Raw genomic sequence first — 13,490 nt, 5'->3', positions numbered from 1 at the left:
TTATGAATTTAACAAAATATTTCAAGAAATTTTTCAGCAGTAGTCAGGCATCAGGAATCATTCTGATTTTCTGCGTTTTAATTTCATTAGTTATTGCCAATTCGTCCTTAGCAGAAAGCTTTCAGAAGTTTTTGGATCAAGAAACGGGAACAGATGTTTTTCATTTAAAATATCCGGTCAGCATTTGGATCAATGATGGCCTGATGGCTGTTTTCTTCCTTTTGGTAGGTCTTGAAATTAAAAGAGAAATGGTTGAAGGAGAGCTTTCATCCTTTAAAAACGCTTCTCTCCCTATTTTTGCAGCTGTTGGAGGAATGCTTGTTCCTGCTGTCATCTATATTATTTTTAATTCCGGAACGACGTATGGAAACGGCTGGGGAATTCCTATGGCTACCGATATTGCTTTTTCGCTGGCTATCATTTCACTCCTGGGAAAAAAAATACCGAATTCTATTAAAATATTTTTGACTGCATTGGCGATTGTGGATGACCTGGGAGCTATCTTAGTTATTGCTATATTTTACACCGACCAAATCCATTGGATGTATTTATTACTTTCTTTCGGAGTTACGGCTTTATTATTTCTGTTAAATTTCTTAAAGGTGACGAAAATTATTTTTTACGTTATTCCTGGTTTGTTTTTATGGTATTTCCTTCATCATTCAGGTATTCATGCGACAATTGCGGGGGTTTTACTGGCATTTTCAATTCCAACTAATATTTCCGATACAGAAATTTCACCGTTAGAAAAACTTGAACACCAGCTTCATTTTCCGGTAGGCTATTTAATCATGCCAATATTTGCGTTGACAAACACCAATATTACTTTTAATAATGAAATGCTTTCGGGTCTTACCAGTACACTAGGAGTAGGAATTATTTGCGGGCTTGTTTTAGGAAAGCTTCTGGGAATCAACCTGTTCTCTTTATTAGCCATTAAATTAAAGCTGAGTTCTTTACCACAAAACAGTTCATGGAGCCAAATGCTTGGGGTAGGCTTTCTGGCAGGAATAGGTTTTACCATGTCAATTTTTATTGCGTTGCTTTCTTTTAAAAATGAAATTGAAATTCAGAATGAAGCAAAATTTGCAATCTTAATAGCATCTTTTCTGGCTGCGGTTTTAGGTTATTTTATATTAAAACTAAGTTCAGGAAAAAGTTTTAATGAGGAACAATAGGACAATATTCATCAGCTATCAGCGGAACTGGTATCATTATTTCTGGATCTTTTTAATTCGTCAGACAGCAGTTTCTCGATTCTCAGTTTTCTGATGGCCATGTTCAGCTCATTTCCGAAAAGAAGCAGATACACATTTACATTTACCCAAACCATCAGAAGGATCATGCTTCCTATCGATCCGTAAAGGACATTGTACCGTGCAATATTTTTAACATATAATGCAAAAAAATACGTTGTTACTACAAATAAAACGGTTGTAAGAATTGCTCCCGGTATAGCCTGCCTGAATCTTGTTATCCTCACCGTTCCGAGCCAGTAAAAAAGGGTCAGAAGAATAAAATAAAAAAGAGGAAAAGATACAAAACCAATAATTTTCGAAAGATTATCCACCAGCCAGGTAACATCATAAACTGGCGTAAAAAGCTTTAAAACCACCTCAGAATAATATACCCCGAAAAGTGCCAGAAAAACGATCAGTACAAAGCCGATGGTAATAAAAAATGAGAGGATAAATTCTTTTACATCGCTCATTTTCTCACGTGTATTTTCATTAAATCCGTTGATTAGTGAAAATGTTCCGTTTGTTGCAAACACCAATGCCAAAACGATCGTTAAATTACTGATACCCTTCATATTAGGTATAATACTTTTCTCAATATAATTCCGGACATCTCCTTCCATATTGGAAGGAAAAACATTATGCATCAATACATCGAATATATAAAACTGAAGCTTCTCATAATGAGGCATATAGGGGATTACCGACAGAATAAAAAGAATAAAAGGAAATAAACTGATCGTAAAACTCCAGGAAATAGCGGCTGCTTTTCTGCCGATCTTGTCTTTAAAAATCCCTCTGATATAAATCTGAAACATCTGCCAGAGCGATATTCCTAAAAGAGGAATATGTATATCATCGAAAAATTCATGAACTTTTACTATAAATTTCGGAAGTTTCAGACCCATATTATTTTAAAATATTATCTATTTTGTCAAAGTTTCTGTTTACAAATGTAGGGGAATTAAAACGAAAACCAATTCCTGCACGAAAAAGCCATTGCGTCGTCGAATAGAAGTTTTCATCGGCACTGTTGACCCAATTTAACTGTGCTCCTCCACCGAAAAACCATTTTCCGTTGTCGTAGCCGATCCTAGTATTCGAAAATATACCGACATTAAATTCATGAAAATTTTCACCTACTAATTTTGCATAATATAATTCCGGGTAAATTTCCAGAATAGCATACCAGTTGTTTTTTATTTTCTTCTGAACACCGCCACCCGACCTTAAAGCAATTCTGAAATCCTTAGAAGGCGAATTATCACTATCACTGAACGTTTCTCCCAAATACACTATTTTCCCGATATCACTTAAAATATTATACTGATAAAAAAGTCCTGTACTCACTACAAAAACATCTTTCAACGGTTGATACGTCATATTGTTGAAGCTTCTGTAGTCGTTTTTATTTCCTATCCACAGATATGTCGTTTCACCTTTAAAAGAACGGTATTTTGCATCGGGAAACTGCAGATAGCCTTCTTCATTATAATCGTTTCCATACAACAGCCGCATAAATTCTTTTGTATCCTGAAAATAAAGACCTTTAACCTGGCTGAAATAGACATACTGCCGGATTTTCGGAGCAAGAAAAAAAGTGAATCCAAAGTTGAAATATTTTGATTTCCCCTTTTCCGGATCGTCATTATTAATGTGTGTCAGTTTAGGTGCAAAAGAAAAGCTAACATCAACCCAGCGATATCTCAGAAAAAATTCAGTATAAAATGCGTCATTAGGCCTTAAACGGAAAACTTTATCCTCGTACAGCAAGCCAAATGAATTATGAAGATAGCTTAATCCGCCAACAACAGAAATTTTCTTTTTGTCGTCTTCAAGATAATGATCTGTCTTTTCATCATTAACTTCCTGTGCAAAAGAAATTAATGGAAAAACGAAAAACAAAAAAGATGGAATTGCTACTTTCATCGGACCGGTGTATTACAAAAATAATAATTTTTTTGAGACTTGAAACCGGCAAAGACAGAATGTGACTATGACTTTTCTTGATTTATGAATATCTTTGAAACTTAATTTAAAGAAAAAATGCAGATTAACTTGCTTTGTATCGGTAAAACAGATGATAAGGAAATTACTTCTTTAATAAATTATTATTTAAAAAGACTTCCCAAGCACTGGAACTTTGAAATCACGGAAATTCCTGATGTAAAAAACGCAAAAAATTTATCCCCTGATCTTTTAAAGAAGGAAGAAGCCAAGCTGTTTATGAATAATATTGACAAAACAGATCTGGTAATGATTCTTGATGAAAAGGGCAAGCAGTTTACAAGCCGGGAATTTGCACAGAAAATTGATACCTGGATGAATTCTTCAGTAAAAAAAATCCATCTTCTGATTGGCGGAGCGTATGGATTTTCCGAGGAAATTTATAACAGAGCGTATGAGAAAATTTCGTTATCAAAAATGACTTTTACCCACCAGATGATCAGGCTTTTTATTGTAGAACAAATTTATCGTGCGGATCAGATATTGCAGGGAAAACCTTATCATAATGATTAAGCAGATCTTCAGTTTCGGGCGGCTTTGCCGCCCGAAACTGAAGATCTCATGCAAATATTATTTCTTAACCTCACATTTAGAATAATATTCTATCAGCAAAGGCTTTTCATAACCCAGGCTTACCGCCTTGTCAAGACTTGCGCAGGCTTCTTTAGGTTTTGAAGTTTCAAATAGAATTAATGCCTTATTAACGTGAGCCTGTGCAAATTTAGGATCAATCGAAATTGCTTTATTGACATCTGCGAGCGCCTCTTTATTTTTCTTTAATTTAAAATAAACATCTCCTCTTCCGGTATACAGAAGCGATTCCGGTTTTTCGGAAATGAGCTGATTGTATTCTTTTAGAGCGCCTTCTAGATCGCCGCTGTTCTTTTTAAGATTGGCCAATCCTGTTCTTGCATAAATATTATCGGGTGCAAAACTTAAGATCTGCTTCAGATCTTTAGCGGCCAAATCTTTTTTCCCTAAAGTTTCATAAATCCTGGCCCGCGTGAGATACATATCAGCATTTTCCGGCTCGAGTTTAAGTCCTTGGTTAAGATAATCCAATGCAGCCTGCTTGTTGCCTTTCTGCCCGTGAATAGAACCCAGGTTGGCATACACAGCAGCAGACATAGGATTTGCTCTTAATGCCGATTCATAGGATTTAAAAGCTGAATTGGTCTTGCCAAGTCTTCTTTGTGAAGTTCCGAGATAATTATAATATTCAGATTTTAATTTCTGAATTTTTTCACTTTGAACTAATTTTGAATATTCTTCTTCCGCACATTTATAATCTGCTTTTTGAAAGCATTCTTCAGCAATTTTTTTATCCTGCGCCTGCAGATAGAAGTTGGAAAATATTAAAGTTAAAAAGAGTAAATGTTTTTTCATGAGGTACTATTTTGTTTGTTGATCACTTTTTTGGCGAGCGCAGAAAATATCACTCCCAATAAAATTCCAACAAACGCCCCCACCAAAATATCTATCGGGAAATGCACTCCTAAATATATACGGCTGTAAGATACTATTGCCGCCCACACAAATATAGCATAAGGAAACCATTTAAGCTTATTTTTTAACAGAATACTTAAATATGTTGCCAAAAAGAAAGTGTTCGAGGCATGAGCAGAATAAAAGCCGAACTGTCCTCCACATTTTACAATCCTCATGTGATGCTCTAAAGAAGGGTCATGACACGGTCTTAATCTCTCAATACCATGCTTGAAAATACCGGCAACCTGATCAGAAACCGCCACTCCAATTGCGACAAATATCAGAATAAAGACTAAGGATCTTAGTTTATAATTTTTAAATAAAAAATAACAGAAAATAATATAAAGCGGAACCCAGATCCAGGTGCTGGAAATCAGCATCCAAAACTGATCAAAAGATGAGTTTCCTAAATTGTTAAGAAATAAAAAAAGTCTTTTATCTTCCTGAATAATTTCCTCCATAAATCACATTATCTGCTTACGGGACCTTCATAAGTTTCATCTTCGGAAGGCTTTGATTTAGGAGACTCATTTGAAGCCTGCGGATCGGTAAGGATATTTTCCTGAACATCTTTCATCGGATTGAAATCTTTTGCGGCATCCTTTACTTTTTCGATCTCACGTTTGATCTCAGAAACGGGATTATCTGTCTCTTTCATAATTTCCGTTTTAATATCTTCTACTGCACCACGCATCTTTCTTACCCCTGAGCCCAAATCACGGGCAATTTGGGGAAGCTTATCCGGTCCGAACAATACTACGATCGCTATGGCAATTAATGCCATTTCTCCAATGCTTAGTTCCATAATACAAAATTACAAAAGATATGTGAATCTGAATACTTAATATTGAGTTTTAATAAAATATTAAGTTTTAAAAACTATTTTGTTTAAGAATTCTAATATCTTTTATAAGTTGTTGCATATCAGTTTCTAAAGTCCCGTTATAAATACCTCTTATCTTCCTCTTTTCATCAACCAAAATAATATGTTCTGTATGAAGAAACTCACTACTATCACGGGTAAAGCCCAAATCTTCTTCAGCAAAATAAGATTTGCGTGCAAGTTTATAAATCTCACCTTTATTTCCGGTAAGAAAATGCCAGTTAAAATTTGTTATTTTATGATGTGTTTTAAAATTTTTAAGTTTTTGTGATGTATCAATCCAGGGAGTTACACTGAACGACAAAAAAACAACATCAGGATCGTTTTTGTATTCACTGTTTACTGAATTTAAATTTTTAATCATGACAGGGCAAATACTTCCACAAGAAGTAAAAATAAAACTTGCTATATGTATTTTTTGATTAACCGTTTTTTCAGTTATAATATCATTATCCTGATCTACAAATGAAAATGCACTGATTTGATGGGTTATTTTCTTTGAAGCATCTTCTTTGGATAAAAACAGAGGAGTAAAATCAGGGGTATTATAATAAGGTAAATCTTCTTTCTGCCCGCTACAAGATAAAACTAACACCAAAGCGATAAGGCTACTTTTTAAAAATACTGTCCGTAACATTTACACAATTTTTTGTTCCTAATAAGCCATATCTTTTCCCATTTTTCACAAAATAATTTGACCTTACTTTGCCGTTATCATAAAATTGTTTTTGACTTCTTTCTTCATATCCTAATCTATAATGCATTTCCCTGATTAGGCGTCCTTCTTTATTCCATTCCCTATATATTCCATCATTTTCTCCATTAAGAAAAGAACCGCAGATTTTAATATTTCCGTTTTCCCACCACTCCTTTAAAGTCTTAATTTTTTTACCATTATCGAAAAAACGCTGTTGAGCCAATCTTCCATTGGTAAAAAACTGTTTCCATTCACCGTGCTCTTTACCGTTATTGAATCCCATTACCTCTGCTGTATCTTTTGTATTGGTGTAAAAAGAGTACACAATTCCTGAAAAGGGTTTATTGTTATGAAACATCAATCCATTATTATTTTCTAAACGAATTTTACTGAGATTATAACAATTAAATTTCTTGTCTTTTGATGAATCACATGATACCAACAGAAGTAAAAAATTAATTACTAACAGTGCCCGGAGTGCCATAAAACCCATTTCCATTAATATAGGGATCAGTACTTGTAATATGATAATGATAAATTCCGCCAGGATAATCTGCCGTTATACCAGAATGTCCATGATAAGCATCCAGTGAAGCATTTGTAACTGTTGCCCCATTCTCTTCCGGCCCATAAACAGGAAATCCGTCTAACAAAAATCCTAATAATGCAGATTTTGATGTCTTTACTGTAGTAATATATTTGGGTTCCACATGATAATGATAGTCTCCGCTTGGTGCAGGATGTCCCCACCACTGATCAAAAGAAACAATCTCGCCTGATAAAGGTTGATTGGGCCCGGCGTATTGATTGAAAAGAGGAACCCCGTTTAATGATATCCCAATAGGACCAAGCGGTGTTGAGGAATGTGCAGAATTAACAGCAGGATTTATCGGAATTTTAAATGTATAGTTCTTTGTTGAAATAGAATTGGGATTTTTTGCAAATGTATTACCTCCATAAGTTGTACCCGAAAAATTTTCATATAAACTATTTCCCACGGGAAAATAAACACTTTTATGGTCCGGTATTCCGCTAGATTTTATATAAACGTAGGTGCCATCTGAAGTAATACTTGTTGCACCGTAGATTTTTTTATAGATAGCCGGAACTTCAGAATTATTGCCAGTATTGTTATCTTGTGTAGAATCATCATTATTGTGACAACTAGAGATTGTTGCTATATAAGCAACGGCTAATAAAATTTTAATAATTTTCATATTCATGTTATTTTATCCAAATATATAAAAATAACACAAGAAAAAAATTCAATTATTAAAAATTACTGTAAATATTAAACCAATTATCCAAAAAGTTCATTATTAAATAAATCAAATTTCCTCTTTTTTAATTTTCTTTTTCTGAAAGTTAAAATAAGTTATTACTACACTCACCGCCATTAAAATAAATGCCAGAAAGAACGGCGCCCCTGAAAACTTAAATGGAGCTTCATCGTGGGTAAAAAAGTAGAATAAATTGGTCATCATTGGCGGGCCGATAATTGCAGTTGCACTCATAAGACTGGTAAGTGCTCCCTGTAATTCTCCCTGTTCGTTTGAAGGAACACTTTTTGTAATGACAGACTGCAGTGCAGGCCCACAGATTCCTCCAAGGCAGTATGGAATTAAAAAAACAAACATCATCCAGCCCTGTGTAGCAAAGGCAAACAACAGCATTCCTATTGCATAAAGTGTTAAGCCGTAATAAATACTTTTCTGTTCACCAAATTTCGGAGTCGTCCACCTGATCAGTCCACCCTGAACCAGCCCTACCAATAAACCGACAACACCTAAAGAAATTCCTACCATTCTTTCATTCCAGTTGAATTTATACATAGTGAAAAAACTCCAGTTGCTCTGAACGGCGTGTCCTGCAATATAAATTAAAATTAAAGAAACAATCAGACCTGAAATTTCCGGATGTTTGCCTAAAAATTTAAAGGAACCAATCGGATTGGCACGTTTCCAGTTAAATTCTCTTCTTTTATCTTTATCTAAACTCTCCGGAAGAATAAAATATCCGTAAAGGAAATTTAACAGACACAATCCGGCTGCCGCATAAAATGGAACTCTGGCCCCATAATGTCCCAAAAGACCTCCTAAAACAGGCCCAATGATGAATCCGAGACCAAAAGCAGCACCAATAAGCCCGAAGTTCTTTGCACGGTCTTCATCCGTTGAAATATCTGCGATATAAGCGCTTGCAGTCGTCACACTGGCGCCTGTAATTCCTGCAATAATTCTTCCGATAAACAACCATACTATTGTAGGGGCCAAAGCCAGCAAAATGTAATCTATAGCAAATCCGAAAAGAGAAATCAGAATAATCGGTCTTCTTCCGAACTTATCACTCAGATTACCTACAACCGGCGAGAAAATAAACTGTGTAAATGCATAGGCAAACCCGAGCCAGCCGCCATATTTTGCAGCCTCACTTATATCGCTATGAATCAGTTCCTCAATGAGCTTAGGAACTACCGGAATGATGATTCCCCATCCCGTAATATCGATTAAAAGCGTAATAAATATAAAGCTCATCGCAGCTTTCTTCCTAGAGTTTTCCATAATGGTGCAAAAATAATGAAATCGGAGAATAGTTTGAATTGTCAATTGGCAATTTTATGCTGTAAAATAAATTTAAGCAAATTAAATTCACCATTAATTCTGAAGGAACTATCCATTAATTATAAAAATATCAAACAAAAAAGCCTCTCATTACTGAAAGGCTTTTCTTATTTATTGTAGTAAACTTTATTTTGAAGCAAGTACTTCTTTATTGGTAGTCGACTTACCGTGAACTTCTTCTTCCTTACCGGTTTTCAGGAAGTCGTAAGCAATAGCCGATGCTACGAAGATTGATGAATAGGTACCGAATCCAATACCAATTAACATGGCAAACATGAATCCTCTTAGGTTATCTCCACCAAAAATGAAGATCGCTAAAATTACTAAGATCGTAGTAAATGAGGTGTTGAATGTTCTACCCAATGTACTGGAAATTGAATCATCAAATAATCCTGCTAATGTTAATGATTTCTTCTCTCTTAAATATTCCCTGATTCTGTCAAAGATAATTACCGTATCGTTGATAGAGTATCCTAATACCGTAAGAATTGCAGCGATAAAATCCTGGTTGATCTCCATGTTGAACGGCATATATTTGTGAAGCAAAGAGTACGCTCCAAGAATAATAATCGCATCGTGGAACAATGCTGCCACCGCACCTAGAGAGAACTGCCATTTTCTGAATCTTAATAGAATATAGATGAAAATAATTCCTAAAGCTCCTAATACCGCATAAATACCATGTGTCTGGATATCATCAGCTACTGAAGGTCCTACTTTTTCAGAAGAAATAATTCCTGCGTGTTCTTTATCCGCTGATTTGAAATCTTTCAGAGTTGTTCCAGCAGGCAATTCTGCTTTTAAACCTTCATATAATTTTTGTTCGATAATCTGATCAGCTTTTAAAGATTCATCTTCGATAAGATAATCGGTAGAGATTTTCAACTGATTGTTGCTTCCGAAAGTTTTAGCTTCTACTGAAGAATTTTTACCATCTTCCGTTTTAAATAATTTTACCAGCTTTCCTTCAATATCTTCAGCTTTCACTTCTTTATTAAATCTCACCACATAGTTTCTACCACCGGTAAAATCAATACCATATTTGAATCCCTGAGTAGCAATCGAAATGAGGCAAACAACAGTGAGAACCGCTGAAAAAATATAAGCATACTTTCTTTTCCCGATAAAATCAATCCAGGTGTTTCTGAATAAATTCTTCGTAGCCGGAGTCCATACGGAAAGGCTCTTTCCTTTAGATAATCTTGAGAAGATCATCACTCTTGAAAGCAATACAGACGTGAATAAGGTCATTGCAACCCCGATCATCAACGTCAGTGCGAAACCTTTGATAGGCCCTGTTCCGAAAAAGAACAATACAACTGCCGTTAAGAAAGTAGTGGTATGACCGTCGATAATCGCATTCAATGCATGTTTGAAACCATCTTTATAGGCTTCAAGGATACTTTTCCCTGAGAATAATTCTTCTTTAGTTCTTTCATAAATAATCACGTTCGTATCGACCGCAACCGCCATGGTTAAAACAATACCCGCGATCCCCGGAAGCGTAAGTGTAAAGTCGCCCGAATCCATAATTCCGAAGATATAGAACAGGTTAATGATCATTGCAATAACTGCATACACACCAGCACCTCCGTAATAGAAAATAATATAAACGATAATAATTGCAAATGCAATCATGAATGACATAAGCCCTGCATCAATAGACTCCTGTCCCAGAGACGGACCTACCACTGTCGCCTGAACAACTTTTGCACCTGCAGGCAATTTACCAGCACCTAGAACATCAACCAATTCCTTAGCTTCCTCCTGAGAGAAATTACCGGAAATCTGCGTTCTACCGTTAGGAATCGCATTCACAACGTTCGGAGCTGTATAAACTCTGTTATCAAGTGTTACCGCTACCGGTTTACCAACGTTCTTTTCAGTTAAGGTTTTCCATTCTTTCGCTCCTTTGGAATCCATCTGCATGTCTACCACTACTCTGCTCAGCTCATCATAGCCGATATTAGCAGTTTCAACAGCACCGTCTACCGGAGCTTTTTGGTTGATATTTCCTCTGATTGCATATAATACTAAGCTTTCCGCATCTGTAGCTTCCGGCTTGTAGCCCCACATGAACTGTGTATATTTAATGTTAGCCGGACGTAAAGACTGCGCTACTTTGCTGTTCAGAATTTTGTTTACAACAGCCGTATCGGATAATTTTACGTTGGCAACACCGTTTGTTCTTAATTTGTCAATATGTAAAAGGTTCATGAAGTTTGTTGTCTTAGCAACACCCATTGAATCCCCTTTTGCAGCAACCATTGTAGTCAAGGTCTGGAAATATGGACCAATCTCAGGAACCTGCTGTACTTCCCAGAATTGAAGTTTTGCAGAGGTCTGAAGCATCTTCTTTACTTTATCGATGTCTTTCATACCAGGCATTTCCACAGAAATTCTTGCTGTTCCGGGAACTCTCTGAACATTTGGCTGGATTGCTCCAAGTTTATCAATTCTCGTTCTGATAACCTCGAAAGCCGTTCCTACAGACGCATCAATTTTTCTTTTAACAATGCTTTTTACCTGTTCATCAGGCGTATTGTACTTTACTTCAGTAAGTGTTGTGTTTCCGAAAAGTTCCGGATCTGCTAACTTAAGATTTGTACCTTTTGCTTTGTTAATCGCATCGAACTGCTCAAAGAAATTGTCGATGTAAGATTTTGTAGAATTCTTCTGAACTTCATCCGTTTTGTTCAAAGCCTCGATAAGAACCGGATTGGTAGAATAATTGGTTAAATCATTCACCAGGTCTCTCTGGTTGATCTCCAAAAGAACGTTGATCCCGCCTTTAAGGTCAAGACCAAGTTTCATTTCCTTGTCTTTGGCTTTTGTGTAATAAAGTTTTGTGAATCCAAGATTCAGCGTATCCTTAGAAAGTCTAGCAATTTCTTTCTGATACTTCTCCGGATTGTCTCCTGCAATAGCAGTCGCCTGCTTTTCAATTTTGCTGGCGTACCATGTTGGTAATAGCTCATTTAAGCAAATCAACCCTAGTACAATAGCAACAATTGTAATAAGTCCTTTTCCTTGCATTTTGTTATAACTACGTTAAATTAAGTCGGCAAATATAATGATTTACAATAGAATTATAAATTTTTAACTAAAGTTTTTATAAAAGTAAAATAATATTAGGATAATTATTTTCTTATTGGTTTAGTGTTATAAAAAGAATATTTTTGCCTCAAAATTTCTCATGAAAAAATATTTTATTTTTTTTATCTTGATTACTTCACTAGTAAATGGACAAAATATAATTTTTGCCGATAATAATCTTAAAAATGCATTAATAACTTCATTATGCGTTGATACAAATAATGACGGAACTGCGGATACGGATGCAGATGTAGATAATAATGGAGAAATAAGTTTAAATGAAGCATTATTAATTAACACACTTATTTTAGAAAACAAAAATATATCCTCATTAAATGGATTAGAATATTTTACAAATCTTGAAACTTTAGATGTATATCAAAACTTAATTACTACAATAAATTTTGCAAGTTTTCCAAATTTAAAAGATATTGCGATAAGTAATAACCAATTAACAAGCATTACAATTACAAATAATAATGTTCTTAAATATTTTTTTGCAGATAACAATCAAATAAATAATGTTAATATTACAAACTGCAGCAATTTAGATTTAATATCCCTTGCTTCCAACCAAATATCAACAATAAATCTACAAAACCTACCTTTATTAGCAATTCTATCTTTAAATAATAATCAGCTTACGAATTTTAATGTTTACAATTTTCCTGAGTTGATAACATTTGAAATCAACAACAATGATTTAACTTCTTTAAATTTTAATAATTCTGGTAAAATAGCGTCAATTCACTGTATAGATAATAATCTAACAACCCTTAATATAAGTAACTTATTATACTTGACCGAGGTACGTTGTTATAATAATAACCTACAATCAGTCAATTTACAAAACACACCACTTTTAAATAATTTTTGGTGCCAAAATAATAGTATTACTTCTTTAGATTTTTCTACATCTCCATCATTAGCAGTTTTGGAAGCTCAAAACAATTCTTTATCCTATTTAAATCTAAAAAATGGAACTTTAGGTACAACTTATGCTATTTGTGGGAATCCAAACTTATCACATATCTGCGTAGATAATATAAACTCAGAAATTCAGCATCTTAATATACAAGTTGGGCCAAATTATTGTGGATATACAAATGTAAATATTGATCCTTTATGTGTACTTTCAGTATATGACCCTTTAAAAGATTATTTTGAAATATTTCCTAATCCATTTAGTGATTTTATTTATATAAAATCTGACAAAATTATTGGTGAAAATATTGAAATTATAAATAGTGTTGGACAAACTGTTCTTAAGAAAAAAATAACAAATCCAAAAATTGACCTATCTACATTAGCCAAAGGTATCTATTATTTAAGGTTATTATCAAAAAATACTACTATTTCTAAAATAATAAAGAATTAATTATCAAACATTATTAAATTTATTTCTGTTTTTTTCAGTATTTAGATGGTATGAAATTTTCATTCTCACTTAATACTCTAAA

13 protein-coding genes are annotated in these 13,490 nt (G+C 34.4%); 3 read left to right on the top strand and 10 right to left on the bottom strand.

What is annotated here, in order from left to right; genetic code table 11:
• Window positions 1-2: 2 nt before the first annotated feature.
• Entirely contained in the window at window positions 3-1,178 is a 1,176-nt protein-coding gene (nhaA, locus tag AC3WV0_RS01215) for a Na+/H+ antiporter NhaA (protein WP_488843233.1), read from the top strand.
• An 11-nt stretch (window positions 1,179-1,189) separates the two neighbouring features.
• Here nhaA and AC3WV0_RS01210 read toward each other — a convergent pair whose 3' ends face one another.
• Window positions 1,190-2,146 (bottom strand): YihY/virulence factor BrkB family protein, encoded by a 957-nt coding sequence (locus tag AC3WV0_RS01210; protein ID WP_488843231.1) that lies wholly within the window; start codon window positions 2,144-2,146, stop codon window positions 1,190-1,192.
• Between the two features lies 1 nt (window position 2,147).
• The gene (locus tag AC3WV0_RS01205; protein ID WP_488843229.1) at window positions 2,148-3,167 is read right to left on the bottom strand and encodes a DUF4421 family protein; all 1,020 of its coding nucleotides are present in this window, start codon (window positions 3,165-3,167) and stop codon (window positions 2,148-2,150) included.
• 117 nt (window positions 3,168-3,284) lie between these two features.
• Here AC3WV0_RS01205 and rlmH point away from each other — a divergent pair, with 117 nt between their 5' ends.
• Window positions 3,285-3,758 carry a 23S rRNA (pseudouridine(1915)-N(3))-methyltransferase RlmH gene (rlmH, locus tag AC3WV0_RS01200; protein ID WP_488843227.1) on the top strand — a complete coding sequence of 158 codons (474 nt, stop codon included), beginning with the start codon at window positions 3,285-3,287 and terminating at the stop codon, window positions 3,756-3,758.
• A gap of 57 nt (window positions 3,759-3,815) precedes the next feature.
• On the opposite strand, the gene AC3WV0_RS01195 is transcribed toward rlmH, so the two are convergent.
• The 8 genes from AC3WV0_RS01195 to secD all read right to left on the bottom strand — a co-directional run bounded on the left by AC3WV0_RS01195 (window position 3,816) and on the right by secD (window position 11,970).
• Entirely contained in the window at window positions 3,816-4,631 is an 816-nt protein-coding gene (locus AC3WV0_RS01195) for a tetratricopeptide repeat protein (RefSeq protein ID WP_488843226.1), read from the bottom strand.
• Window positions 4,628-5,194, bottom strand: a complete 567-nt coding sequence (locus AC3WV0_RS01190; protein ID WP_488843224.1) for a phosphatase PAP2 family protein — start codon at window positions 5,192-5,194, stop codon at window positions 4,628-4,630. The genes AC3WV0_RS01195 and AC3WV0_RS01190 overlap by 4 nt, the downstream gene beginning before the upstream one ends.
• Window positions 5,195-5,202: 8 nt before the next feature.
• Window positions 5,203-5,538 (bottom strand): Sec-independent protein translocase subunit TatA/TatB, encoded by a 336-nt coding sequence (locus AC3WV0_RS01185; RefSeq protein ID WP_488843222.1) that lies wholly within the window; start codon window positions 5,536-5,538, stop codon window positions 5,203-5,205.
• A gap of 67 nt (window positions 5,539-5,605) precedes the next feature.
• The gene (locus AC3WV0_RS01180) at window positions 5,606-6,253 is read right to left on the bottom strand and encodes an SCO family protein (RefSeq protein WP_488843220.1); all 648 of its coding nucleotides are present in this window, start codon (window positions 6,251-6,253) and stop codon (window positions 5,606-5,608) included.
• On the bottom strand, window positions 6,225-6,671 hold the full coding sequence (locus AC3WV0_RS01175; RefSeq protein WP_488843218.1) for a toxin-antitoxin system YwqK family antitoxin: 447 nt from the start codon (window positions 6,669-6,671) through the stop codon (window positions 6,225-6,227). The genes AC3WV0_RS01180 and AC3WV0_RS01175 overlap by 29 nt, the downstream gene beginning before the upstream one ends.
• A 97-nt stretch (window positions 6,672-6,768) precedes the next feature.
• The gene (locus tag AC3WV0_RS01170) at window positions 6,769-7,530 is read right to left on the bottom strand and encodes a YHYH protein (RefSeq protein ID WP_488843216.1); all 762 of its coding nucleotides are present in this window, start codon (window positions 7,528-7,530) and stop codon (window positions 6,769-6,771) included.
• Window positions 7,531-7,641: 111 nt separating this feature from the next.
• Entirely contained in the window at window positions 7,642-8,904 is a 1,263-nt protein-coding gene (locus tag AC3WV0_RS01165; protein WP_488844690.1) for a TCR/Tet family MFS transporter, read from the bottom strand.
• Window positions 8,905-9,060: 156 nt separating this feature from the next.
• On the bottom strand, window positions 9,061-11,970 hold the full coding sequence (gene secD / locus AC3WV0_RS01160; protein ID WP_488843214.1) for a protein translocase subunit SecD: 2,910 nt from the start codon (window positions 11,968-11,970) through the stop codon (window positions 9,061-9,063).
• Between the two features lie 160 nt (window positions 11,971-12,130).
• Between secD and AC3WV0_RS01155 the strand changes: the two genes are divergently transcribed.
• The gene (locus tag AC3WV0_RS01155; RefSeq protein WP_488843212.1) at window positions 12,131-13,408 is read left to right on the top strand and encodes a T9SS type A sorting domain-containing protein; all 1,278 of its coding nucleotides are present in this window, start codon (window positions 12,131-12,133) and stop codon (window positions 13,406-13,408) included.
• Window positions 13,409-13,490 lie beyond the last annotated feature (82 nt).

The organism is Chryseobacterium sp. 27AL (assembly GCF_057815395.1).
The sequence above is the reverse complement of the archived record's forward strand: the minus strand, read 5'-3'. Positions and strand labels throughout refer to the sequence as shown.